The sequence below is a fragment of the Verrucomicrobiaceae bacterium genome (genome assembly GCA_016713035.1).
In the GTDB taxonomy this organism is placed as follows: domain Bacteria; phylum Verrucomicrobiota; class Verrucomicrobiia; order Verrucomicrobiales; family Verrucomicrobiaceae; genus Prosthecobacter.
Map to the genome: position 1 here is coordinate 804,411 of JADJPW010000002.1, position 22,842 is coordinate 827,252.

Annotated in this window: 25 protein-coding genes and 3 pseudogenes; 26 read left to right on the forward strand and 2 right to left on the reverse strand. The window is 57.6% G+C overall.

Annotation, left to right across the window (positions count from 1 at the left end):
• Positions 1-39: 39 nt before the first annotated feature.
• From IPK32_10365 to IPK32_10380, 4 genes are all read left to right on the forward strand, one after another.
• Positions 40-1,269, forward strand: a complete 1,230-nt coding sequence (locus tag IPK32_10365; GenBank protein ID MBK8092354.1) for a type II secretion system F family protein — start codon at positions 40-42, stop codon at positions 1,267-1,269.
• A gap of 178 nt (positions 1,270-1,447) precedes the next feature.
• The gene (locus IPK32_10370; protein MBK8092355.1) at positions 1,448-2,752 is read left to right on the forward strand and encodes an ammonium transporter; all 1,305 of its coding nucleotides are present in this window, start codon (positions 1,448-1,450) and stop codon (positions 2,750-2,752) included.
• 178 nt (positions 2,753-2,930) lie between these two features.
• Positions 2,931-3,716, forward strand: a complete 786-nt coding sequence (locus IPK32_10375; GenBank protein MBK8092356.1) for an esterase — start codon at positions 2,931-2,933, stop codon at positions 3,714-3,716.
• 46 nt (positions 3,717-3,762) lie between these two features.
• Positions 3,763-4,269, forward strand: a complete 507-nt coding sequence (locus IPK32_10380) for a DUF2314 domain-containing protein (protein MBK8092357.1) — start codon at positions 3,763-3,765, stop codon at positions 4,267-4,269.
• Between the two features lie 238 nt (positions 4,270-4,507).
• Here IPK32_10380 and htpG read toward each other — a convergent pair whose 3' ends face one another.
• Positions 4,508-6,346, reverse strand: coding sequence for a molecular chaperone HtpG (gene htpG / locus IPK32_10385; protein ID MBK8092358.1), 1,839 nt, complete (start codon positions 6,344-6,346; stop codon positions 4,508-4,510).
• A gap of 166 nt (positions 6,347-6,512) precedes the next feature.
• Here htpG and IPK32_10390 point away from each other — a divergent pair, with 166 nt between their 5' ends.
• Positions 6,513-6,977, forward strand: coding sequence for a DUF937 domain-containing protein (locus IPK32_10390; protein ID MBK8092359.1), 465 nt, complete (start codon positions 6,513-6,515; stop codon positions 6,975-6,977).
• 80 nt (positions 6,978-7,057) lie between these two features.
• On the opposite strand, the gene msrB is transcribed toward IPK32_10390, so the two are convergent.
• Positions 7,058-7,672, reverse strand: a complete 615-nt coding sequence (gene msrB / locus IPK32_10395) for a peptide-methionine (R)-S-oxide reductase MsrB (protein MBK8092360.1) — start codon at positions 7,670-7,672, stop codon at positions 7,058-7,060.
• A gap of 119 nt (positions 7,673-7,791) precedes the next feature.
• Between msrB and IPK32_10400 the strand changes: the two are divergent.
• The 21 genes and pseudogenes from IPK32_10400 (at position 7,792) to IPK32_10500 (ending at position 22,835) form a co-directional block, all read left to right on the forward strand.
• Positions 7,792-8,567 (forward strand): annotated as a pseudogene (locus tag IPK32_10400) (SDR family oxidoreductase).
• A gap of 84 nt (positions 8,568-8,651) precedes the next feature.
• Entirely contained in the window at positions 8,652-10,061 is a 1,410-nt protein-coding gene (gene leuC / locus IPK32_10405; GenBank protein MBK8092361.1) for a 3-isopropylmalate dehydratase large subunit, read from the forward strand.
• Between the two features lie 251 nt (positions 10,062-10,312).
• Positions 10,313-11,014, forward strand: coding sequence for a phosphodiester glycosidase family protein (locus tag IPK32_10410; GenBank protein MBK8092362.1), 702 nt, complete (start codon positions 10,313-10,315; stop codon positions 11,012-11,014).
• Between the two features lie 327 nt (positions 11,015-11,341).
• A complete protein-coding gene (locus IPK32_10415) occupies positions 11,342-11,746 on the forward strand; it encodes a 30S ribosomal protein S12 (GenBank protein ID MBK8092363.1) in 405 nt (134 codons plus the stop codon).
• A gap of 43 nt (positions 11,747-11,789) precedes the next feature.
• Positions 11,790-12,263: a 30S ribosomal protein S7 gene (gene rpsG / locus IPK32_10420; GenBank protein ID MBK8092364.1), complete on the forward strand. Its 474-nt coding sequence runs from the start codon at positions 11,790-11,792 to the stop codon at positions 12,261-12,263.
• Positions 12,264-12,321: 58 nt separating this feature from the next.
• On the forward strand, positions 12,322-14,472 hold the full coding sequence (fusA, locus tag IPK32_10425) for an elongation factor G (GenBank protein MBK8092365.1): 2,151 nt from the start codon (positions 12,322-12,324) through the stop codon (positions 14,470-14,472).
• 54 nt (positions 14,473-14,526) lie between these two features.
• On the forward strand, positions 14,527-14,838 hold the full coding sequence (gene rpsJ, locus IPK32_10430; GenBank protein MBK8092366.1) for a 30S ribosomal protein S10: 312 nt from the start codon (positions 14,527-14,529) through the stop codon (positions 14,836-14,838).
• Between the two features lie 44 nt (positions 14,839-14,882).
• Complete coding sequence (gene rplC, locus IPK32_10435; GenBank protein ID MBK8092367.1) at positions 14,883-15,527, forward strand: 50S ribosomal protein L3; 645 nt, start codon at positions 14,883-14,885, stop codon at positions 15,525-15,527.
• A 22-nt stretch (positions 15,528-15,549) separates the two neighbouring features.
• Positions 15,550-16,155 carry a 50S ribosomal protein L4 gene (gene rplD / locus IPK32_10440; protein ID MBK8092368.1) on the forward strand — a complete coding sequence of 202 codons (606 nt, stop codon included), beginning with the start codon at positions 15,550-15,552 and terminating at the stop codon, positions 16,153-16,155.
• 2 nt (positions 16,156-16,157) lie between these two features.
• Positions 16,158-16,442, forward strand: a complete 285-nt coding sequence (gene rplW / locus IPK32_10445; protein MBK8092369.1) for a 50S ribosomal protein L23 — start codon at positions 16,158-16,160, stop codon at positions 16,440-16,442.
• A gap of 59 nt (positions 16,443-16,501) precedes the next feature.
• Complete coding sequence (gene rplB / locus IPK32_10450; GenBank protein ID MBK8092370.1) at positions 16,502-17,338, forward strand: 50S ribosomal protein L2; 837 nt, start codon at positions 16,502-16,504, stop codon at positions 17,336-17,338.
• A 24-nt stretch (positions 17,339-17,362) separates the two neighbouring features.
• Positions 17,363-17,644 carry a 30S ribosomal protein S19 gene (gene rpsS, locus IPK32_10455; protein MBK8092371.1) on the forward strand — a complete coding sequence of 94 codons (282 nt, stop codon included), beginning with the start codon at positions 17,363-17,365 and terminating at the stop codon, positions 17,642-17,644.
• Between the two features lie 38 nt (positions 17,645-17,682).
• On the forward strand, positions 17,683-18,477 hold the full coding sequence (locus IPK32_10460; protein ID MBK8092372.1) for a hypothetical protein: 795 nt from the start codon (positions 17,683-17,685) through the stop codon (positions 18,475-18,477).
• Positions 18,478-18,501: 24 nt separating this feature from the next.
• Positions 18,502-18,921, forward strand: coding sequence for a 50S ribosomal protein L22 (gene rplV / locus IPK32_10465; GenBank protein MBK8092373.1), 420 nt, complete (start codon positions 18,502-18,504; stop codon positions 18,919-18,921).
• A 35-nt stretch (positions 18,922-18,956) separates the two neighbouring features.
• Positions 18,957-19,757, forward strand: a complete 801-nt coding sequence (rpsC, locus tag IPK32_10470) for a 30S ribosomal protein S3 (protein MBK8092374.1) — start codon at positions 18,957-18,959, stop codon at positions 19,755-19,757.
• A gap of 39 nt (positions 19,758-19,796) precedes the next feature.
• Positions 19,797-20,219 (forward strand): 50S ribosomal protein L16, encoded by a 423-nt coding sequence (gene rplP / locus IPK32_10475; GenBank protein ID MBK8092375.1) that lies wholly within the window; start codon positions 19,797-19,799, stop codon positions 20,217-20,219.
• A 39-nt stretch (positions 20,220-20,258) separates the two neighbouring features.
• Positions 20,259-20,471 carry a 50S ribosomal protein L29 gene (rpmC, locus tag IPK32_10480; protein ID MBK8092376.1) on the forward strand — a complete coding sequence of 71 codons (213 nt, stop codon included), beginning with the start codon at positions 20,259-20,261 and terminating at the stop codon, positions 20,469-20,471.
• Positions 20,472-20,503: 32 nt separating this feature from the next.
• Positions 20,504-20,785 carry a 30S ribosomal protein S17 gene (gene rpsQ, locus IPK32_10485; protein MBK8092377.1) on the forward strand — a complete coding sequence of 94 codons (282 nt, stop codon included), beginning with the start codon at positions 20,504-20,506 and terminating at the stop codon, positions 20,783-20,785.
• A gap of 39 nt (positions 20,786-20,824) precedes the next feature.
• Positions 20,825-21,193 (forward strand): 50S ribosomal protein L14, encoded by a 369-nt coding sequence (gene rplN / locus IPK32_10490; protein MBK8092378.1) that lies wholly within the window; start codon positions 20,825-20,827, stop codon positions 21,191-21,193.
• 8 nt (positions 21,194-21,201) lie between these two features.
• Positions 21,202-21,482: pseudogene (locus IPK32_10495) on the forward strand (50S ribosomal protein L24).
• A 143-nt stretch (positions 21,483-21,625) separates the two neighbouring features.
• Positions 21,626-22,835, forward strand: a pseudogene (locus IPK32_10500) (NupC/NupG family nucleoside CNT transporter).
• Positions 22,836-22,842: the final 7 nt, after the last annotated feature.

The following is a 22,842-nucleotide window of genomic DNA, read 5'->3' on the forward strand; positions in this document are numbered from 1 at the left end:
CCTTTTTCGTCCAAAAACGCCTCTCCAACAGCCCACGCCATGCTCAAGAAAGTCAAAATCACCAATGTCCACACCGGCAAATCAGCCGAGGCACTCGTGGACACGGACTCCGATGACAAGGCCCTCCTAGGCGCAGGCGTCAGCAGCAATGAATCAACCAGCATCACCACCATCATTGGTGTCGATGAAAAGCTGCATCGTCTCACCTCCCCCAAGCCTGATGTGGATGATCGTGCGGCCTTCTTTTCCGGCCTCGCACGCTGTTTGGAGCGAAATATCTCCCTCACCAAATCTCTCTCCCTCCAGACCAATCGCGTCAAATCTGCCAGCTACAAGGGCATGATCGCCGAGCTCATCCACGGCATCTCTGTCGGTGACAAGCTCAGCGACACGATGATGAAATTCCCCAAGCTCTTCCCAGAGGACATGCTCTCGCTCATCATGGCGGGTGAAGAGGCGGGACAGCTCCCCAAAGTCTGCCGCCGTATCGCTATCGCTGCGAAAAAGTCCTCCAAAGTGCTCAAAAAGCTCAAGGGAGCCATGATCTATCCTGCTGTGGTTATCGTGCTCGGGGTCATCGTCGTCATTGCCATGAGTATGACTCTCGTGCCTGCCATGGCGAACTTGTTCGCCTCCTTCAAAACGGAGCTGCCTCTCGGCACACGGGCGCTGATTGCGCTCTCTGAAATACTGCTCAAGCGGCCCTACATCGCCATTCTTCCCTTTGTTGGGCTTTATATCTTCTTTTCGAACTGGGGGAAGATCGCATCCATCCGCGGTGTGCAGGATTTTTTCCTCAAACTGCCCGTCGTAGGCGTCCTCGTCCGAAAATCCGCCGCAGCCGTCGGATTTCGCACGCTCGCCATGCTCACCGAGTCGAACGTACGCCTCACTTCCGCGCTAGAGATCACCTCACAGGCCAGCTGGCACTACCATTACAAGGAACTCTTCCTCCGGCTGCGGGATCACATCGGCGTCGGCCGTACACTCCATGAGGCCTTCCTCATGGAAGCCCACTGGATGGGGCCAGATGCACGTAACCTCTGCGGCATGATCGAGCTCGCCTCGGAGACCGGCTCCGGCACAGAAATGCTCTCCGAGATCGCAGATGACTATGAGGAAGAGCTCGATAACCTCGCTGCCACACTCGATAAAATGATCGAGCCCCTTACCATGCTCATTCTCGGCGTCATGGTCGGCTTCCTCATCTACGCCATCTACGGCCCCATGTTCAGCCTCGGGGACGTCATCCTCAAAAAGAAGAAATAAGGCCGCGAAAACGCACCCCGGTGCCGCCGGGGCTGCGTGGGTAGGCAGTCACGGCTCATAAATAAAATAGGACAAAAAACTGGCACGGTCCTTGCTTGATACGAGCTGGCTATTCTCCCAACCAGGAATAGCCACTCCAACCAACCAATCACCTTCCCCAATCATGATCCGACCCGCATTGTCCATGCGCGGCCGCGCTGCCGTTGCCACGGCGGTGCTTTGCTGTGCCGCGCCCGCCCTGCATGCCGCTGATGGCCCCGCACACAACTCTGGCGATACCGCCTGGGTGCTCGCCTCCACCGCACTCGTCCTATTCATGATGATTCCTGGGCTAGCGCTCTTCTATGCGGGGCTCGTGCGCTCGAAAAACGTGCTCTCCATCTTCATGCAGTGCTTTGCACTCACCGCCGTGCTCAGCCTCGTCTGGCTAGTATGTGGCTACTCGCTCAGTTTTACTGGCGACGGCTCCTTCATCGGCACCTTGGATAAAATCTTCCTCAAAGGCGTCACACCTAGCAGTAGCTACGCTGCCTATCCAGGCATCCCAGAGCACCTCTGGTTCGCTTACCAGATGATGTTTTTCCTCATCACGCCCGGTCTATTCATCGGAGCCTTCGCCGAGCGCATGAAATTCAGCGCCATCATGATCTTTAGCGTGCTATGGAGCCTCCTCGTCTATGTCCCCGTCTGCTGGGGCGTGTGGCATAAGATGAATTTCTTTGGCCTCACCAATGTGATCGACCTCGCCGGTGGCATCGTCGTCCACATCACAGCCGGCGTCGCCGCATTGGTCGCCTGTATCATGGTCGGGGGGCGTCAGGGCTTCCCACACACCGCCATGATGCCGCATAATCTGCCCTTCACCATCGCGGGTGCAGGCATGCTTTGGGTCGGCTGGTTCGGCTTCAATGGCGGCAGTCAGGTCGGAGCCAATGGCAATGCGGCGCTCACCGTCGTCGTCACCCACCTCTCCGCCTGTGCCGCCTGCGTCGTCTGGTCCTTGATCGAAAAAATCAAACTCGGCAAGCCCAGCGCCCTCGGCATCGCCACAGGCTCCATCGCTGGTCTAGCGGCCATCACACCCGCCTCGGGCAAAGTCGGGCCACTCGGAGCCATCTGCATCGGCAGCGTCTCCGCCCTCGTCTGCTGGATCGCCTGCGCCAAGCTGAAAAAGAAGTTCAACTACGACGACTCACTCGATGTTTTTGGCGTCCATGGTGTCGGTGGCTTCGTTGGCACCATCCTCGTCGCCGTATTCGCCTCACCAGACCTCGGAGGTCTCGGTTACGCCGAAGGAATGACCATGGGCTCCCAGCTCACCACCCAGCTCCTCGCCGCATTCTATACAGCCGTGCTCTCCGGCATCGTCAGCATCATTCTTCTGAAGGCTATCGACCTCACCATCGGCCTCCGCGTCACCAGCGACGACGAGCGCCAGGGCCTCGACCTCGCCGAGCATGGCGAGTCCGGTTACAATCACTAATCCGGCTCAAAAGCTCCCCTTGGACACTGATCAGTCGCTGCCCAGAGCAGCACACTGGTCAGTGTCTTCTTTTGTGGCGGACAAGCTCCATGTCTGCAAAGCAGCGACCCCGACATGCTGCCCATCGGCCGCAGAAAAAGTGCATCTTTATCCCCGGCGGGGAGTTTGATAAAGCCACATGAAACACCACCTCGCCCTCATCAGCCTCATGTCTCTCATCACGGTCAGTCTGGCCGCCGAGCCCATGCCGCGTGAATGGATGATCGAAGGCGTGAAGCGTGTAGGCCTCGTGCATGTGCCCGCCACCGCCAAAACCCAGCCGACGCCTGTCGTCTTCGCCTTCCACGGACATGGCGGCAACATGCACAACGCCACCCGCATGTTTCCCATCCATGAACTGTGGCCTGAGGCGCTAGTCGTCTTTCTCCAAGGACTCAACACACCCGGCAGACTCACCGATCCTGAGGGGAAAAAGCCGGGTTGGCAAAGCACCGCCGGGATATTGGGGGATCGTGATCTAAAGCTCTTCGATACCGTACTCGCAGGCCTGCGGGCCGATTACCAGGTCGATGACAAACGCATCTACTCCACCGGCCACTCCAATGGCGGCGGCTTCACCTACCTGCTGTGGGCAGAGCGCGGAGACGTCTTCGCCGCCATGGCCCCATCCGCCTCAGCCGCCACACGTAGCCGATCCTCCCTGAAGCCCAAACCCGTGCTGCACATCGCTGGTGAAAACGATCCCCTCGTGAAATACGCCTGGCAGCAGGCCACCATCCAGGCCCTGCTAAAGCTCAATGCATGCAGCGCCGGAGTCGCCTGGGATCAGGAGCCGAGCTGCACCCTGTATCCCTCCGCCACCGGCACCCCCGTCATCACTGCCATCCACCCTGGCAACCACAGCTTCCCGAAAAAAGCCCCCGAGGTCATCGTGAAGTGCTTCAAACAGCATCCGAAGCGGTAAGCTGAAATAATAGTGCTCCGGGCAAGTCCATGTTAAAAGAGCAAACGTGCTCGGTTTGGAGCCAGAATATGCCATGAAACTTTTCCCAACTTCCGTTGTCGCATTCATTGCCGTCCTTTTCTCGCTGCTTCCTGCGTGCTCCAAAAAGGATAAGGTCTTTAACGTCGAGGCAAATGATCCTGAAATGATCGCGGCGATTGCCAAGGCGCGTGAGACGCTCCCCCAGTTTTGGCAGGTCTTTGACAAGCGAGCATTGGGGGAGAGCGACTTCTCCCTGAAGGTGAAGATCACCGACGAGAATGGTACGGAGCATTTTTGGGCCACGGACATTGAGCGTCGAGACGGCAAGACTTTGGGCACCATCAATAACGATCCGGGCATCGTCGCGAGTGTGAAGCTCGGAGATCGGATTGACATCCTTGATGTCGATATATCCGATTGGCTTTACATTCGAGATGGGAAAATGGTTGGCAACGAAACCCTGAAGCCGCTTCTTAAAAGCATGCCTCCAGCAGAATCGGAGAGACTCAAGAGCATGATGGCGAATCCCTGAGGATAGGGTCAAATCAAAGGAAAAAGCGGTCGTAGCAGGCTGAGACAAAGTTGTTGTTCAGCCTGCCGTGAATCGACATTTGCCTATCATCGTCCATGTCGCTTTGGGGCTGGGCCCGCCGCAGCGGCGTTAGGTGCTTCCAGTGACGCTTACGAACATTCAACATCGAACGTTCAACATTGAACGCCCGACCTGGCTTAAGCTCGAACGACGAACCAGGAACCTAGAACGGTCCCCCTTACTTCGCCAGCTTCTCCATGAGCTTCTGCGTGCGTTCGATGATGCGTTGAGGCTCATCGAGGAGGCCGGCGGAGAGGAGGGCGTTGTCGAGGATTTGCTCGGAGATGAGGGCTGCCGTTTCGGGGTCGCTTTGGTGGAGCTTGGAGAGGCCTTTGACGAGGTTGTGGCGCGGATTGATCTCAAAGACGACTTTGGGGCCGGGCATGCCGCTGTCTTTGCCGAGGGCTTTCATCATCTGGCGCATCTGCGGGGTCATTTCGCCCTCAGGGGTCAAAACGAGGGCAGGGGAGCCGACGAGGCGCTTGCCGGGGCGGACGGTATCGACCTGGGCGGTGAGGCGTTCTTTGATCCAGTCGCAGAGGGTGGTGGTTTCGGCTTCGGGGAGGGCTTCGCCTTCGGCGTCGCTGTCTCCGAGGTCGATGTCGTCGGCGTTGACGGATTTGAGGTCCTTGTCATCGAATTTGTGCAGGCTGCTGATGACGTATTCGTCGATGTGTTCGAACATGTAGAGGACTTCGATGCCTTTGGCTTTGAAGGCCTCCAAATAAGGGCCGCTTTCGATGGCGGCGCGGGAGGGGGCGACTTGGTAGTAGATGGCTTTTTGGTCGCTGGTCATGCGCTTGACGTAGTCGGCGACGCCGATGGTCTCGCCGGGCTGGGTCATGCTGGATTCATAGCGGAGGAGCTTGGCGATGGCGTCGCGGTGGGTGTGGTCGGTGGCGACGCCTTCTTTGAAGAAGCGGCTGAAGTCGGCATAGAATTTACTGTACTTGGCGTCGTCGTCGGTGGCTTCTTTGTCGAGGTGCTTGAGGAGGCGCTTGACGACGACGTCGCCGATTTTGCGGACGAGGGCGCTGTCCTGCATGCTTTCGCGGGAGATGTTCAGCGGGAGGTCTTCGCTGTCGATGACGCCGCGGACGAAGCGCATCCACTCGGGGAGCAGTTTTTTCGGTTTGGGGTCGATGAGGACTTTTTTGCAGTAGAGGGAGACGCCGGGCTCCATCTGCCCCATGCCAAAGGACTCCATGTTTTGGGTGGGAGTGAAGAGGAGGGCATTGATGATGATGGGGCTATCCGCCTGGAAGTGCATGCGGTAGCTGGGATCATCAAAGGCGTGGGCGGTGAATTTGTAGAATTCGTTGTACTGCTCGTCAGTGATGCTGTCTTTGGATTTGAGCCAGAGTGCTTCGACGGTGTTGACGCGTTCTCCATTGAGCAGGAGGGGGAAGCTGACGAAGTTGGAGTGTTTTTCGATGATCTGCCGGACGGTGGATGCCTGGGCGAAGTCTGCGGCGTCTTCTTTGAGGTGGAGGACGATTTTGCAGCCTCGGGCCTGGCCGGGAGCATCTTCAATGGTGTAGCTGCTGGTGCCGTCGCTGGTCCAGATGAGGTGCTCGCCGTCGTTGCGCCAGGAGTGGGTGTGGACTTCGACTTTGTCGGCGACCATGAAGGCGGAGTAGAAGCCGACGCCGAACTGGCCGATGAGGGTGGCGTCGTTTTGCTTGCCGGCGTTCTTTAAAGCTGCGGCGAAGGCTTTGGAGCCGCTGTGGGCGATGGTGCCGAGGTTCTCGATGAGCTCGGCCCGTGTCATGCCGATGCCGGAGTCGGCGATGGTGAGGGTTTTGGCAGCTTCGTCGGTGGTGATGCTGATTTGCAGCTCGGCGGTGGCATCAAAGATGTCCTTTTCGGTCAGTTGCGTGAGACGCATTTTTTCCATCGCATCTGCGGCATTGGAGACGAGCTCGCGGAGGAAGATCTCGCGGTCGGTGTAGAGGCTGTGGATGACGATATCGAGGACTTGTTTGACTTCGGCCTGGAATTCGTGGGTCTGGGGCATGGTGATCGTATGGGTAGGTTTGAGGGGGGCGGAGAGTAGCGGTTGGCGATTTATGGTCAAGCCGTCACGCAATTCCCTCGCTCGCGGGCGGCGGATCGTGCCTCGTGGGGCAAGAGAGGTTACTGGGCTTGACATTCCTGCCGCTGCCCTGAATCTCGCGGCCTCTATGGGATTACTCGATTCACTCGCAAAAAATGTGCTGGGCGGCATGCTCGGCGGAAACTCCGGCGGCCAACAGCAAGACCCAGCAGCGATGCTGAGTGGGCTGCTGAATCAATCCGGTGGCCTGCAAGGGCTGATGGGCCAGTTCCAAAAGGCCGGGCTGGGTGACCAGTTCTCCTCCTGGGTGGGCACGGGCGAGAACCAGCCTGTGAACGCTGACCAGGTGCAGAATGCCCTGGGCGGTGATGCGATCCAGGGTCTGGCGAGCAAGCTGGGTCTGAATGCGGGATCGCTCACGCCGCTGCTGGCGCAGTTTCTGCCCCTGGTGATCGACAAACTGACGCCGAAAGGCCAGATCGAGCAAAATGAGCCCGGCGCGGATCAGCTCCAAAATGTGCTGGGTAGCGTGATGAAGGACGGCGGCGGCCTAGGTGGCCTGCTTGGCGGCCTCCTCGGTGGCGCGAAGTGATCTGCGGCTCTGCAAAAGTGATTTGAAGGACTCCACATGGCGAAAAGGCCGTGTGGAGTTCTTTTTTTGGCCGCTAGGAGCTATTTTTTGGTTTCTGGGGCTGCGGCATCGCCTTTGGCGACTTCGTCCTTTTTCTTCTGCACGGCTTCGGAGGCGACTTCGAGCAGTTTGGGGGCCTCACCGCCTTTGGGGATGAATTTGAGGGCGATGCCGTTGATGCAGAAGCGGCGGCCTGTGGGTGTGGCAGCGGAGACGGACTCGCCTTCGAAAACATGGCCGAGATGGGCATCGCAGCGCTTGCAGACGGTCTCGATGCGTTTCATGCCGTGGCTGTTATCGACCTTTTCGAGCACATTTTTGGCCTTGGAGCTGTCGTAGAAGGAGGGCCAGCCGCAGCCGGAGTGGAATTTGGTGCTGGAGGTGAAGAGCTCTGCGCCGCAGCACACGCAGTAGTAGGTGCCTTCGCCCTGCTTTTCGAATTCCTCATAGATGTGGCCAAAGGGACGCTCCGTGCCACGCATGCGAGTGACGGAGAATTGATCTTCGGTGAGGATTTTTTTCCAGTCTTCTTCAGTTTTCACGATGGCGGGCTTGGGGGTGGCAGGTGTGGCTTCTGGAGCCGTTTTTGGCTTATCCTCGGCCTGGAGGAGGCAGAATGCGGTGAGGGCGATCAGGGCGGAGAGTTGGAGTTTCATAATGAGTGAGCATCAAACGTGCGGTGTCGGTGGTTTTTGCTTCATGGAAGGGAGTTCTTCATCAGAGTGCGAGAAGGTGTTTGCGGCCAAGGGGCATCCTGGCATACATGCGCGGCCTTATGACATCCATTTTTGAGCTTTTTTCTCTGCAAAATCAAACCGCCGTGGTGATCGGTGGCACGGGCGAACTCTGCGGCGCGATCGCAGAAGGCTACGCAATGGCTGGCGCAGAGGTGGTGCTGGTAGGGCGTGATGCTACCAAGGCGGAAAAGCGCCTGGAGAGCATCCATGCCGCGGGTGGTAAGGCCTACTTCATCTCCGCAGATGCCAGTCGCAAAGCGGATCTGCAAATCCTGCTCGATCAGGTGCTGGAGCGCAGCGGTGGCTGCCACATCCTGGTCAATGGTGCCGGTGTGAACTCTCCCACGCCCTTCCTCGACATCCCTGAGGAGGAGTACGACCGGATCATGAACATCAACACCAAAGCGGTGTTTTTGGCCTGCCAGGTCTTCGGGAAATACTTCGTGGAGCACAAGACGCCTGCCTCGATCATCAATCTGGGCTCCATGTCGGGTCTGCTGCCACTGAGCCGTGTCTTCACCTACTCGATGTCGAAGGGGGCGGTGCATAATCTCAGCAAAAACCTCGCCCGTGAGTGGGCACCGCTGGGCATCCGGGTGCACACGCTCGTCCCCGGCTTTTCCCAGCGGAGCAGAATAAGAAGGTGCTCACACCAGACCGCGTGGCGAAAATCATGGGCCACACGCCGATGAATCGCTTTGGCGAGGCCCGCGAGCTCGTCGCTGCGGCCCTGCTGCTGGCAGGCAGCGGTGGTAGCTTCGTCACAGGGCATGAGATGGTCGTGGACGGTGGTTATTCGTCGATGACGATTTGATCCCGAGGCTCGGCCTTGCGCTGTTAGGGGCGCGTGCTAGCCTCACAGCCCCTCCAAAATCCTCCAAATCGCACGCATCACATCATGGGCAAAACTCTCTTCGCCAAAGTCTGGGAATCTCACTCGGTCGGAACACTCTCCAATGGCCAAACCCAGCTCCTCATCGACACGCACCTGGTGCATGAAGTGACCAGCCCGCAGGCCTTTGGCATGCTGCGTGATTTGGGGCTGAAGGTCGCCTACCCGCAGCGCACCTTCGCGACCGTGGATCATATCGTGCCCACGGACAGCCAGGTGGCCCCCTTTGCCGATCCGCTGGCTGAAGCGATGATCCAGGAGCTCAATAAGAACGCCCGCGAAACAGGCATCACCTACTTTAACCTCGCCAGCGGCAAGCAGGGCATCGTCCACGTCGTCGGGCCAGAGCAGGGCATCACGCAGCCCGGCACCACCATTGCCTGCGGCGATAGCCACACCGCCACGCATGGAGCCTTTGGCGCGATCGCGTTCGGTATCGGCACCACGCAGGTGCGCGACGTGCTGGCCACGCAGACCATGGCCCTCAGTGCCATGAAAGTCCGCCGCATCAATGTGGATGGGCAGCTCAAGCCCGGCGTGTATGCCAAGGACGTGGCGCTGCACATCATCCGCCTGCTCGGTGCTGGTGGTGGCAAAGGCTACGCCTATGAATACGGCGGCAGTTTGTTCGATAGCTTCTCGATGGAGGAGCGCATGACCGTGTGCAACATGGCCATCGAAGGCGGTGCACGCTGCGGCTATGTGAATCCCGATGAAAAGACCTTCGAATATCTCAAAGGCCGTCCTTACTCGCCAAAAGGCGCGGAGTGGGACAAAGCCGTCGAGCAATGGAAAGCCGTCGCGACCGATTCCGACGCCGTTTTTGACGACGTGGTCAACATCAAGGCCGAGGACATCCCGCCGACCGTCACCTGGGGCGTCAGCCCGGACCAAGCCATCGCCGTGACCGAAAACGTCCCCTCCGTGGCCGATGCGAAATCCGCCACGCAGCGTGAATCGACCGAAGAGGCGCTCGCCTACATGAAGCTCCAGGGCGGTGCCCCGATCAAAGGCACCAAGATCGACGTGGCCTTCATCGGAAGCTGCACGAACGGACGCCTCAGCGACTTCCGCGAAGTGGCGAAATTCATCCAAGGTCGCAAAGTCGCCGCTGGTGTGAAGGCCATCGCTGTCCCAGGCTCTCAGATCGTGGACGTGCTGGCCCGTCAGGAAGGCCTGGATAAGGTATTCAGCGAAGCAGGCTTCGAATGGCGTGCTGCAGGCTGCTCCATGTGCCTCGCAATGAATCCCGATAAGCTCATCGGCGATCAACTCTGCGCCTCCTCCTCCAATCGCAACTTCAAAGGCCGCCAAGGCAGCCCCACGGGCCGTACCGTGCTCATGAGCCCCGTCATGGTCGCCGCCGCCGCCCTCACCGGCAGCATTGCAGATGCCCGCGAGGTGTTTTCCATCTGAGTGTGCTGAATTCACGCTGATACCGAGATCAAGGGGCTATCGCGCTAGCTTTTAGCCTTTGGCTTTGGTGAGCAGTGCCGCTGATGCAGGATGGCCGCCGTCACGTGGCTCGGTCACCTCTATTCATGATGTTTTGGCATGTGTCAGATGCCATTCGCAGATTCATGAATTGCAACTACCGTCTGAGCATGAAGGTCCGCCCGATTTTTTTGTACGCGCTCGTTGCTGTGTCCATCTTCACGGTCTGGAGGATGGATCTGTTCGCACAGCCCCTGAATCTCGGCCATGGGGCGCAGTTTGTGCCACGGCGGGTGAATGGCGTCATGCTGCGGCTGGTGTTCTTTGATGAAACGAAGTGCCAACTGCGGGTGCTGAGTAATCCGGACCGTAATTCGGAAAAGCAGCTCGATGACTGGGGGCGTGAGCAGAAGGCGCTGGCCGTGTGCAATGGCGGTTACTTTGAAGTGGGCAAGCGGCTGCCCTCGGGCTTGGAAGTCGCTGGTGGAGTGCGCAGCGGTGCGTTTTTGAATCGCGGTGAATTCGGCGGCAGTTTGGTGGTGAAGGATGGGAAAGCGGCGCTGGTTTGGGACACCGAGTTTCAGGATGACCCGAAGATCACGGAGATGGTGCAGTGCAGCCCTTGGCTGGTGAGTGATGGCAAGCCATGGACGCCGCTGCCTTTAGACAAACCCGAGCCGAAAAACGCACGCACCTTTATCCTCACCGATGGCGCAGGTAAATGGGCTATCGGAACCGCGCAAAATGTCGGTTTGGTGGAGTTGGCACGGCTTTTAACGACGCCTGGAGCCATTCCGGAGTTGCAGGTCAAACGGGCGCTGAATTTGGATGGTGGGCCCTCGACGGGCCTGTGGTTCAAAACCGAAGATGGCCGTGAAGACTACGGAAAACCTGCCTGGGTCGTGCGGAATGGCATCGCGGTCGTACCACGCTGATTTTCAGAAAACCTGATGCAGCACCTAAACCTGCGGTAAAAAGGATCGTCGCTGAAGGTGCAGCAAGCTGTCTCAAGAGGGCAAATAAGGGTAAAAACATGCAAAAAGCCCAAATAAGCGCTTGCGGACTTCTGGGGACTCGCCAACATCCGCGCTCCCCAGCCCGGACCTCCCCCAGAGAAACCGGTTTAGATTCACCTCGGTGAATCGGCAAATTATCGGAGCCAGAACCGGAAAAATCTGTGCGCGACCCTTTAGTGGGTGGTGGCACTGTCTTTCGGAACTGAAAACGAAGTTTCGCAGAGCAACAGATCTTTCCTAACCACCATGCCCACCATCAATCAACTCGTCAGACACGGCCGCAAAGACAAAGCGGTGAAGTCCAAGTCGCCCGCGCTCGCGAAGTGCCCGCAGCGTCGCGGTGTGTGCCTCCAGGTGATGACTCGCACGCCTAAGAAGCCGAACTCCGCGCTTCGTAAAGTGGCCAAGGTGCGTCTGACCAATGGATTCGAAGTCATCGCCTACATCGGTGGTGAAGGTCATAACCTCCAAGAGCACTCCATCGTCCTCGTGCGTGGTGGTCGTGTGAAAGACTTGCCTGGTGTGCGCTATCACATCGTCCGCGGTACTCTTGACTGCCTTGGTGTGGATGCTCGCCGTCGTGGCCGCTCCAAATACGGTGCAAAACGCCCGAAGGCCGGTGCTGCCGCTGCCGCCGCCAAGAAGAAATAATTTCCGTCACTTATTCCGTTCCACCCTTTTCCTCTTACCGATCATGGCCCGCAGAAAGCGCGTTTATAACAAGGAAGTCCACAAAGACAGTCGCTACGACAGTGAGCTCGTCTCCGCCCTCATCGCTCGCGTCATGCAGAGCGGTAAAAAGGCTCTGGCAGAACGTACCGTCTATCGTGCGATCGACATCATCAACGAAAAGAGTGACAGCGTTCATCCGCTTGAGCTTTTCAATCGTGCGATCGAAAACGCCAAGCCTCGCGTGGAAGTGAAAGCTCGCCGCGTCGGTGGTGCTACTTATCAGGTGCCGCTTGAGGTTTCCCCTGATCGTCAGGTCGCTCTCGCGATGCGCTGGATCATCGGTTATGCCCGTGGTCGCAAAGGTCAGCCTATGTTCAATGCACTGGCCAATGAGCTGCGTGACGCCGCTCAAGGTCAAGGCAACGCCGTCCGCAAGCGTGATGATGTGCATAAGCAAGCGCAAGCGAACCGCGCCTTTGCCCACTTCCGCTTCTAATTGCCGCTACAGGCTCCTGATCCGCATTTTTCTACACTTCACGCCTTTTTTCTGACCCATGTCGAACCCTAACTCCCCCAACCGCGAATTCCCACTTGAGCGCACCCGGAACATCGGGATCTGCGCCCATATCGACGCGGGTAAGACCACCCTGACTGAGCGTATTCTGTTCTACACCGGCATGATCCACAAGATCGGCGAGGTGCATGACGGTGCTGCTACCACAGACTGGATGGAGCAGGAAAAGGAGCGCGGCATCACCATCACGTCTGCTGCTGTGACCGCAAAGTGGAAGCAGCTCAAGGAAGCTGGCATCTACAAGTCCCGTGAGTTGGAAGACATTCGCGTCAATATCATCGACACTCCTGGACACGTGGACTTCACCGCTGAAGTGGAGCGTTCCCTTCGCGTGCTCGACGGCGCGATCTTCGTGCTCTGCGGTGTGGCAGGTGTGCAGCCGCAGTCTGAGACGGTTTATCGTCAGGCTGAGAAATACCGCGTTCCACGTATCGCCTTTGTTAATAAGATGGACCGCACGGGGGCCAATTTCGACAATGTGGTGGAAGACGTTCGCAAAAAGCTGGGTGCTCCAGCATTCCCCATCCTTATCCCAATCGGTGCTGAAGACAATTTGATCGGCCAGATCGACGTGGTGAACCAAAAAGCCATTATTTACTCGGATGACGAAAAGTTCGGCTCCAAGTACAACGTGCGTGAACTCGAAGGCGCTGAAATCGAAAAAGGCAAGGCGGCATACACCGAGCTTCTCGATGCTGTTTGCAGTGCGGATGATGAACTGGGCATGATGTTCCTCGAAGAGCAGCCCATAGGCCCTGTAGAGCTCAAAGCAGGTCTCCGCCGCGCTGTGATCGCCAACAAAATCATCCCGATGGCTGGTGGTTCCGCCTTCAAGAACAAGGGCGTTCAGTATCTTATCGACGCCGTCATCGACTACCTTCCTGGTCCTCTCGACATCGAAGCGCAAAAGGGCACCGTGGTGGACGAGCCAGAAAACATCATCGAAGCGAAGCCGGATGATAACGGCAAATTCATCGCTCTTGGCTTCAAGCTCTGGTCCGACAAATTTGGCCGCCTCGTGTTCTTCCGCGTCTATTCCGGCTGTGTGAAGAAGGGTGACACCATCTACAATCCGCGCACACGTAAATCTGAGCGTGTCGGCCGCCTCATTCAGATCCAGGCTGCTGTCCATAAGGACATCGACTGCTGTTACTCGGGTGATATCGCCGCTCTCGTCGGTGTGAAAGACGTCCGCACGGGTGATACTTTCTGCTCCGAAGATCTCGACGTTCAGCTTGAGCCGCCAACTTTCCCTGAACCCGTTATCTCCATGGCTGTCGAGCCAAAGACCAAGGCAGACCAGGAAAAAATGGGCAACGCTCTCCAGCGCCTGTCCGAAGAAGATCCAACCTTCTTCGTCAAGACCGACGAAGAAACCGGCCAGACTATCATCGCTGGCATGGGTGAACTTCACCTCGAAATTCCCTGCGACCGCCTCAAGCGCGAGCACAAAGTGGAAACCAACACTGGCAAACCCCAGATCGCTTACCGTGAAACCCTCACGCAGGCTGCTGGTGGTGAAGGCAAGCTCGTCAAGCAGTCCGGTGGTCGTGGTCAGTATGGCCACGTTGTCATCACGGTTCGCCCTGGTGAGAAAGGCTCCGGCATCGTCGTCGAAAACAAAGTTGTCGGCGGCACCATTCCGAAGGAGTTCATCAATCCTGCCAAAGCGGGTTGTATCGAAGCTGCCCTCAATGGCATCATCGCTGGCTACCCGGTTATCGACATGCACATTGAATTGATCGACGGTTCCAGCCACGACGTCGATTCCAACGAAAACGCTTTCAAAATGGCCGGCATCTTCGCCGTCAAAGACGCACTGAAGAAAGCCAAGTGCATCCTTCTTGAGCCGATCATGGCCGTGGAAGCCTCCACACCGGAAGATTATCAAGGAGACATCCTCGGTGACCTTAATCGCCGCCGTGGCAAGATTCAAGGCATGGACATGCGTGGTGCAACCGCCGTGCTCCGCGCTGAAGTGCCGCTCGCTGAAATGTTTGGTTACTCCACCGCCATCCGCACCCTCTCCTCTGGCCGCGCTAGCTACAGCATGCAGCCTTCACACTTCGAGCAGGTGCCGCAGCAGATCGTCGATCAAATCGTCGAGCAGCGCGGCGGTGGCAAATCCTGATCCGTTCTCTCCATTTTATCTCAAAAAACCCCTTTTTAACCTCGCAGCATCGTCATGACTAACCAGCAGCGCATCCGCATCCGTCTCCGCGCGTATGACTACCGCACGCTCGATAAGAGCACAGCGGACATCGTCGAAACCGCTAAGCGCACCGGCGCCCGCGTCGCAGGCCCTATCCCGCTTCCAACCCGCATCGAGAAATACAGCGTCAACCGCTCTCCGCATGTCGATAAGAAGTCCATGGACCAGTTCGAGCTGCGCACGCACAAGCGCCTCCTCGACATCGTCGATCCCACCTCCCGCACCGTGGATGAGCTCAAGAAGCTCAACCTCCCTTCCGGCGTGGACATCACCATCCGCATCTAATTTTTCCTGCGAGCACCCCTAACACTACCCAGGAGGACACCATCATGAGTCTCGGACTAATCGGCAAAAAACTCGGCATGACGAAAATCTACACGGAAAAAGGCGAAGCTATCGCTGTGACCGTAGTGGACGTCAGCGGCAACCAAATCATCCAAGTCAAGCGCAGCGACGGCAAGGACGGCTACACCGCCGTGCAGGTCGGCTACGGTGAGCAAAAAGAATTCCGCATCACGAAGCCCCTCATGGGCCACTTCAAGAAGCATGGCAGCGCTGCCAAGAAGATCGTGAAAGAATTCCGCCTCAAGAACGACGAAGCGCTCCCCGCCGCTGATGCGAAGTATGACGCAAGCATCTTCGCCGCTGGCCAGATCGTCGATGTCATCGGCACCACCAAAGGTAAAGGATTCCAAGGCGTCGTGAAACGCTACAACTTCGCTGGTCAGCCCCAGTCGCACGGTTCCATGATGCATCGCCGCCCTGGTTCCATCGGTTGCCGTCTCACACCCGGTCTCGTCTGGAGAAACCAAAAGATGCCTGGTCATGACGGTGTGGACCGCCGCACCACCCAGAATCTCGTCGTCGTGCAGAGCCGCCCTGAAGAAGGCCTCTTGCTCATCAAAGGCTCCATCCCCGGCAACAAAGGCAGCATCGTCGTCGTGCGCCCCGGTAAGAAAGCCGTCGCTAAATAATCACCAGAGGAACTGAATCGCCATGTCCCAAGTTCTAACAGCAGACGCCGCCAAAGCGGCCCAAATCAACCTCACTGAGGGCCATCAAGGCTCACAGGCACTCCATGAGACCGTCGTCGCCTACCGCGCGAACCGTCGTCAAGGCACTGCCTGCACGAAAAACCGCTCAGAAGTCTCTGGCTCCGGCAAAAAGCTCTGGAACCAAAAAGGCACCGGTAATGCTCGTATGGGCTCCAAGCGCTCCCCAATCTGGAGTGGTGGTGGTGTCGTCTTCGGCCCTCGTCCTCGTGATTACTCCAAGAAAATCACCAAAAACGCCAAGAAGCTCGCTTTCCGTGCTGCCTTGACCGCTCGCATCAATGACGGTGCTGTCATCACTACTGGCGATTTCGCCGTAGCAGATGGCAAAACCAAGTCGTTCGTCTCCGCTGTGAGCAAACTCAGCATCGCTAAAAACGTGCTGCTCATCGGCAACAAATTCGACGAAGTCACCTTCCGCGCAGCACGCAACGTCCAAAACGTCCAACTCATGGCCGCAACCGACGTGAACGCTGAGAACCTCCTCCGCTACCAGGCCATCGTCGTGGCCGGTGACGCCCTTCAAACCCTTGCCCAGAGGACCGCCTGATTATGAGAGACCTGCATAAAGTCATCCAGACCATCCGCCTTACCGAGAAAGCCACGCTGCTCGGCGAGAAGAACAATGAGTACGTCTTCCGTGTCGATCCGCAGTCCACGAAGATCGACATCAAGCACGCAATCGAAAAGCTCTTTGGTAAGAAAGTCGAAGGCGTCCGCACCTCCAACGTTTCTGGCAAAGCTAAGCGCGAACGCCGCGCCGACTATGGCCGCACCAATCATTGGAAAAAGGCCGTCGTCCGTCTCAAAGAGGGCGAAAAACTCGACCTCGCCTGATTCTACGTTTCCCCGTCACCTTTTTGACACCCTAGTCAACCCTTTACACTGACACCACCATGGCGCTGAAAACCTTCAAGCCCAACACACCGACGAATCGTTACAAGGAGTGGAACTCGTTCGACGAGATCACCAAGGACACCCCGCAGAAAAGCCTCACCGTGGCTCTGCGTCGTTCTGGTGGCCGTAACAACACCGGTCGTATCACCTGCCGTCATATCGGCGGTGGTCATGACAAGCGTTATCGCCTGATCGACTTCAAGCGTCTCCGCCGTGGTGAAGCCGCGAAAGTCATCGCCATCGAATACGATCCAAATCGCAGTGCCCGCATTGCCTTGGTTGAGTATAAGGACGGTGAACGCGCCTACATTCTCGCCCCTGCACAGCTCGGCGTCGGTGCCAGCGTCATGGCTGGTGAAAATGCCGCTCCTGATGTCGGCAACGCTCTTCCTCTTGCTAAGATCCCTCTGGGTATGAGCATTCATAACATCGAACTCGTCCCTGGACGTGGTGGCGTCGCCGCCCGTGCTGCTGGTCAGGCCGCTGTTCTGAGCAACCGTGAAGGTGAATACGCCCTAGTGCGCATGCCTTCCGGTGAAATCCGCAAAATCCTCGCTGTCTGCTACGCGACCATCGGTCAAGTGGGCAATATCGAGCACATGAATGTCGTCTCCGGCAAAGCAGGCCGCACTCGCTGGCAGGGTGTGCGTCCAACCGTCCGCGGTATGTGTATGAACCCTATTGACCATCCTAACGGCGGTGGTGAAGGTCGTTCCAAGTCGGGTGGTGGTCGTCAGCATCTTCTCAGCCCATGGGGCCATGCAAAGGGTGAAAAAACCCGCAACAAGAAGAAAGCGACCGGCAAACTCATCGTCCAGCATCGCAAAGGTAAGTAATTCAATTCTGATTCTCCGACTCCTATGGCACGTTCCCTGAAAAAAGGCCCCTTCATCCAACAAGCCCTCCTCGACAAGGTGGACAAAATGAATGAATCGAAAGGCGGCAAGCGCCCCATCAAGACCTGGGCTCGCTCCTCCATGATCACCCCTGATCTTGTCGGTCATACCTTCCTCGTCCATAACGGTAAAGACTTCGTCTCCGTTTATGCCACGGAAAACATGGTCGGTCACCGTCTCGGCGAATTCGCTCTCACACGTATCTTCAAGTCCCACGGTGCTGTCACTGTGAAGGCTGCTAAGTAATCCCTTCTACCCCTCCGATTCCTCTCTCGCGACATCTCATGCTCACACGTTCCACAACACGCATCATGACCACACTGCTCTTCGTAGCCGTGTCGTCCCTGCGTGCGCAGAACGTGGCAGAGATCGCACTGGAGAATCGCGAGCTGCACACCACGCTCGCTGTCGCTGCGGAGAAGATCAAAACGCTCGAAAGCACCGCCGCAGCCGCCAAGGCCAAGAGCGATGCACTCGCCCAGTCTGCTGCGGCTGCCAATCAGGAAGCCGCCGAACTCAAAGACCGCTACGAAAAACTCCGCGGACTACTCGAAGGCCTGGGCATCGGCGCACTCGAAAATAGCAAAGATCAGAGCCAAGAGCGCCTCCTCGCTGCCCTCAGCGACTTGCGCATCATCAAGCAACAGCGCGACGAGCTCGCAGGCTCTCTCATGGAAGTCGCAGAAGCCAGCGTCGCACTCGCACGCAGCGCTCCGAATGCAGATCCAGCGGCAGCTGACAAACTCAACAAAACGCTTACCAACGCTGATGGCCTTCTTAGCAAGATCGGCGGCACTGCACCAGCGGATGGAGCCGCTGCCGGAGACCTGCAAAATGCACGCGTCGTCTCCATGAAACCCGAGCTAGGCATCGCCGTGATCAATCTGGGCCGTAAAGACGGCGTGAAGCCAGGCATGCCATTTGAAATTTATCGCGAGGACAAGCCCATCGCAAAAGTCCTCATCACAGAAGTTCGCAGCACCGTCGCTGGAGCTGTTGTTCAAGAGCTAGCCAACCCTGCCGACCCTGTTCGCGTCGGTGATGCTGGCCGCGCAGAAATCACCGCCCGCCAGTTTTAAATCCCCTTTTCATCGTCACTGATTATGTCAGCACCCGCCACCGTCCGCTCCACCTACAAATACGCCCGGATTTCTCCCCAGAAAGCCCGTCAGGTCACCCGCGCAATCACCGGCATGCCCGTGAGCCAGGCCCTCAGCGTTCTCGACTTCACTCCCAAAAAAGGAGCGCTCATTGTTGCCAAGGCTCTGCGCAGCGCCGTCGCCAATGCAGAAAACAATCACGAGCTAGACGCCAGCGAAATGATCGTCACCAGCGCTACCAGCACTCCTGGACCAGCCCTCAGCCGCATGATGCCACGCGCACGTGGTTCAGGCGCTGCCATCAAAAAGCGCATGAGCCACATCACAGTCATCATCGGCGCAAAACCCGAAGAAAAGGCTGAAGAAAGCTCCAAAGCCGCAAGACCGGCCCGCAAAAAGGCCGCCAAAAAATCCGCCGAATAATCCCTCTCGTCACTTAACACCTCGATACGCACCTTATGGGCCAGAAAGTTAATCCAATCGGTTTCCGCCTCGCCGTCACCAAAGACTGGCGCTCCAAGTGGTATGCTCCTAAGAAGGAGTTCGCCGATTCCCTTCACAGCGACATCGCCATCCGCACTTACCTCAAGGAAAAGCTGATGCAGGCCGCTCTCTCCAAAATCGTCATCGAACGTGCTTGGAATCAGGTCCGCGTGACGCTGCATAGCGCACGCCCAGGTCTCGTCATTGGTCGTAAAGGCCAAGAAATCGAGGTCATGAGCCAAAAGATTTCCGAAATGTGCGGTGGCCGACAGGTCAAGATCGACATCTTCGAAATCAAGCAACCAGAACTCGATGCCCAGCTCGTTGCTGAGGCCGTCACCGTGCAGCTTGAGCGTCGTATTTCTTTCCGCCGTGCCATGAAGCGTGCTGTGCAGACCGCCATGGATATGGGTGCCGATGGTATCCGAATCCGCGTCGCTGGCCGTCTTGGTGGTGCTGACATCGCCCGCGCAGAGTGGTATCGCCAGGGTAAAGTGCCCCTTCAGACCCTGCGTATCCCGATCGACTATGGTTTTGCTGAAGCACGCACCGTGTACGGCATCATCGGCTGTAAAGTCTGGCTCAACCGTGGCAATGCATCCGAAAACGCTCGTCCACGTGAAGAGCGCCGCCCACGCCGTGACCGTAACGACGGCCCTGGCGGAGTCGGCCCCCGTGGTGGCGCTGGTGCCCGTGGCGGCCAACGTGGCCGTGGAGCCCCGCAAGCCGGCCCAGAAGCCGCTCCTGCCGAAGCTGCAGCACCTGCTGCCGCCTGATTACCCAATCCAAATTTCAAATCTCCAATTTAGACTTCCATGGCCTTACTCCCCAGCAGAACCAAATACCGCAAGCAGCAGCGCGGCAACCGCGCTGGCAATGCCACCAGCGGCAACAAGCTCGACTTCGGCGACTACGGTTTGCAGCTTCTTGATCGCGGCTGGATCAAAAACAACCAGATCGAAGCCTGCCGTGTGGCCCTCACCCGCTTCCTCAAGCGTAAAGGTAAGGTCTTCATCCGCATCTTCCCACACAAGCCAGTCACCCAGCGCCCACCAGAAGTCCGAATGGGTAAAGGTAAAGGCGCTCCAGAGTTCTGGGTCGCAGTGGTGCTCCCAGGCCATATGATGTTTGAAATCTCCGGCGTCAATGAAGCAACCGCCCGCGAAGCCTGCCGCCTCGCAGCCAACAAGATCGGCATCCGCAGCCGCTTTGTCACCCGCGAATCCCTCCACAAATAAGAAACGGCGCCCAGCGAACCCGCGAACCGAGAAAACGTCATGAAAATCAAAGAACTCCGTGAATCCAGCGTCGAAGAGCTTTCTGCCCGCCGCCGTGAGCTCAAGCAAGAAGCCCTGAACCTGCGCATTCAGCAGCAGAGCGGCCAGCTTGAAAATCCAGCACGTCTCAAGCACATCCGCCGTGAGATCGCTCGTATCGAAACCATCATCACCCAGCGCTCCCAGGCCGCAACGGCCCAGAAAGCCGCTTAATCCGCCTCTAAACACCCCTTTCACCTGAAACCATGAGCGAGGCCACTACCGCAACCGCCCCTACCGACAAGAAGCCCGTGCAGAAAACGCGCGTTGGCGTCGTCACTTCCGCCAAAATGACCAAGACCATCGTGGTCGAAGTCGAGCGTCGTGTTCCCCACCCACGCTTCAAAAAGATCGTCCGCAAGACTTCCAAATTCTACGCTCACGACGAAAAGTCCGAAGCCAAAGAAGGCGACAAAGTCCTCATCAGCGAAACCCGCCCTCTTTCCAAGCTCAAGCGCTGGAATCTGGCCGAGGTGCTCAAGCACTAATCATCTCAATAACCACCCAACCCACGGAGGACCGACCTTATGCTTCAAATGGAATCCGAAATCCCGATCGCCGACAATACCGGCGCTCGCATGGCCGAAATGATCGGCGTGCTCGGCAAGAAAAACACCCGTTTCGCCTTTGTCGGCGACATCATCACGGCTCACGTCCGCGAATCTACGCCGACTGCTGCTGTAAAGAAGGGTGAAGTCATTCGTGCTGTCGTCGTGCGCACTGCGCACCCGATCCGCCGCAATGACGGCTCCATCCTCCGTTTTGACAAAAACGCCATCGTCGTCATCGACAAGGACAACAACCCCAAGGGCACACGTATCTTCGGCCCTGTCGCCCGTGAATTGCGCGATAAGAACTTCATGAAGATCGTCTCCCTGGCCCCCGAAGTGCTCTAATTTTACTCATGAAAACCCACGTCAAAAAAGGCGACACCGTCACCGTCATCACCGGCGAGCATAAAGGCAGCCAGGGCACCGTCCTGCGTGTGCTCCTGCTAAAGGCCGCGTTCTGGTCGAAGGCGTCAACATGATCAAAAAGGCTGTCAAGCCGACGCAGCAGAACCAGCAAGGCGGCTTCCAAGAGAAGGAAGCACCCCTGGCTATCTCCAACGTCAAGCTGGCCGACGCTCCCAAAAAGGAGAAGAAAGCCCCAGCTAAGAAAAAGGCCGCGCCAAAGAAGAAATAACCCTTTCAGGGCTGATTTCCTCCTCCCAACAAAGTCACCAAGCGGAGCCCTCATAGGCTCCGCTTTTTCTTTCTGTCCTGACGAGGTGCTTTCACCCCGTTTGTTCATTGCAGCGCATGCGGCTTGGTCTAGCCTCCTCGTCCATGGATCAATACATCAGTCTTTTGGGGCTCGTCATCTTCATCGGGGCCGGCGTGGGGGTGCTCTGAGGCGCGGCGCTTGTTCCCATGGCGTGTGGTCTGCACTGGGGTGGCGCTTCAGTTCATTCTGGGGCTGCTTATTTTGCGCACGGATGCAGGGAAGGGGCTCTTTGAGTTTCTGGACCGCGCTTTCCGTCGTTTACTGGGTTTTGCGGATGAGGGGATCGAGTTCGTCTTTGGGAAAACGGATCAGCCGGTCGTCGCACTCATCATTCTGGGCAGCATCATCCTTGTTTCTGCCTTATCCTCACTGCTTTACCACCTCGGTGTGCTTCAGCGTGTCGTGAGTGCCGCTGCATGGGTGATGCGCCGGATCATGGGGACGAGCGGTAGTGAAACCTTGGCTGCTGCTGCGAATATTTTCATGGGCCAAACGGAGGCCCCTTTGGTTATCAAGCCCTACCTCGCTGGCATGACACGTAGTGAGCTGATGTGCCTGATGGTAGGTGGCATGGCGACCATCGCAGGAGGCGTGTTGGCGGCGTATGTCTCCTTTGGCGTGTCTGCCGGGCACTTGCTCACGGCATCTGTGATGTCTGCACCAGCAGCGATCATGATGGCAAAGATTCTCCTTCCCGAAACGGAGGCGAGCGAGACTGCCGCGGGTGCGCAGCGCCCTATCGAGCGTGAGACGGTCAATAGTCTGGATGCATTGTGTCATGGCACGGCGGATGGCATGCGGCTGGCCATCAATGTCCTTGCCATGTTGGTCGCGTTTGTCGCCATCGTGGCCTTGGGGAATTACCTGCTCTCGCTAGGCCTGCGGATCTTCGGCCAAGATGTGCCTCAGCCACTCATGCTTTTGCTCAGTTGGATCAATGCACCTTGCGCCTGGTTGATGGGGGTGCCGTGGGAGGATTGTAACCGCGTGGGTGCTCTTTTGGGCGAGCGAGTGGTGCTGAATGAGTTCATGGCATACATGCATCTCGCGGATTCGGTGAAAAGTGCGTCCCTACAGCCTCGCAGTGCGCATATCGCCACTTATGCGCTGTGTGGGTTTGCCAATTTCGCCAGCATTGCCATCCAGATCGGTGGGATCGGGGCGCTCGTGCCAGAGCGGCGTGGAGAACTGGCCCAGCTTGGCCTTAAAGCGATGCTTGGGGGCTTGCTGGCGTGTTACTGCACGGCATGCGTCGCGGCGCTGGTGATGTGATTGTGCG

What these genes read in the sequence shown, in the direction of transcription:
- IPK32_10365 (MBK8092354.1), top strand. Translation starts at nt 40, where the DNA reads ATGCTCAAGAAAGTCAAAATCACCAATGTCCACACCGGCAAATCAGCC.
- IPK32_10375 (MBK8092356.1), top strand. Translation starts at nt 2,931, where the DNA reads ATGAAACACCACCTCGCCCTCATCAGCCTCATGTCTCTCATCACGGTC.
- htpG (MBK8092358.1), bottom strand. Translation starts at nt 6,346, where the DNA reads ATGCCCCAGACCCACGAATTCCAGGCCGAAGTCAAACAAGTCCTCGAT.
- IPK32_10390 (MBK8092359.1), top strand. Translation starts at nt 6,513, where the DNA reads ATGGGATTACTCGATTCACTCGCAAAAAATGTGCTGGGCGGCATGCTC.
- msrB (MBK8092360.1), bottom strand. Translation starts at nt 7,672, where the DNA reads ATGAAACTCCAACTCTCCGCCCTGATCGCCCTCACCGCATTCTGCCTC.
- leuC (MBK8092361.1), top strand. Translation starts at nt 8,652, where the DNA reads ATGGGCAAAACTCTCTTCGCCAAAGTCTGGGAATCTCACTCGGTCGGA.
- IPK32_10410 (MBK8092362.1), top strand. Translation starts at nt 10,313, where the DNA reads ATGGATCTGTTCGCACAGCCCCTGAATCTCGGCCATGGGGCGCAGTTT.
- IPK32_10415 (MBK8092363.1), top strand. Translation starts at nt 11,342, where the DNA reads ATGCCCACCATCAATCAACTCGTCAGACACGGCCGCAAAGACAAAGCG.
- rpsG (MBK8092364.1), top strand. Translation starts at nt 11,790, where the DNA reads ATGGCCCGCAGAAAGCGCGTTTATAACAAGGAAGTCCACAAAGACAGT.
- fusA (MBK8092365.1), top strand. Translation starts at nt 12,322, where the DNA reads ATGTCGAACCCTAACTCCCCCAACCGCGAATTCCCACTTGAGCGCACC.
- rpsJ (MBK8092366.1), top strand. Translation starts at nt 14,527, where the DNA reads ATGACTAACCAGCAGCGCATCCGCATCCGTCTCCGCGCGTATGACTAC.
- rplC (MBK8092367.1), top strand. Translation starts at nt 14,883, where the DNA reads ATGAGTCTCGGACTAATCGGCAAAAAACTCGGCATGACGAAAATCTAC.
- rplD (MBK8092368.1), top strand. Translation starts at nt 15,550, where the DNA reads ATGTCCCAAGTTCTAACAGCAGACGCCGCCAAAGCGGCCCAAATCAAC.
- rplW (MBK8092369.1), top strand. Translation starts at nt 16,158, where the DNA reads ATGAGAGACCTGCATAAAGTCATCCAGACCATCCGCCTTACCGAGAAA.
- rplB (MBK8092370.1), top strand. Translation starts at nt 16,502, where the DNA reads ATGGCGCTGAAAACCTTCAAGCCCAACACACCGACGAATCGTTACAAG.
- rpsS (MBK8092371.1), top strand. Translation starts at nt 17,363, where the DNA reads ATGGCACGTTCCCTGAAAAAAGGCCCCTTCATCCAACAAGCCCTCCTC.
- IPK32_10460 (MBK8092372.1), top strand. Translation starts at nt 17,683, where the DNA reads ATGCTCACACGTTCCACAACACGCATCATGACCACACTGCTCTTCGTA.
- rplV (MBK8092373.1), top strand. Translation starts at nt 18,502, where the DNA reads ATGTCAGCACCCGCCACCGTCCGCTCCACCTACAAATACGCCCGGATT.
- rpsC (MBK8092374.1), top strand. Translation starts at nt 18,957, where the DNA reads ATGGGCCAGAAAGTTAATCCAATCGGTTTCCGCCTCGCCGTCACCAAA.
- rplP (MBK8092375.1), top strand. Translation starts at nt 19,797, where the DNA reads ATGGCCTTACTCCCCAGCAGAACCAAATACCGCAAGCAGCAGCGCGGC.
- rpmC (MBK8092376.1), top strand. Translation starts at nt 20,259, where the DNA reads ATGAAAATCAAAGAACTCCGTGAATCCAGCGTCGAAGAGCTTTCTGCC.
- rpsQ (MBK8092377.1), top strand. Translation starts at nt 20,504, where the DNA reads ATGAGCGAGGCCACTACCGCAACCGCCCCTACCGACAAGAAGCCCGTG.
- rplN (MBK8092378.1), top strand. Translation starts at nt 20,825, where the DNA reads ATGCTTCAAATGGAATCCGAAATCCCGATCGCCGACAATACCGGCGCT.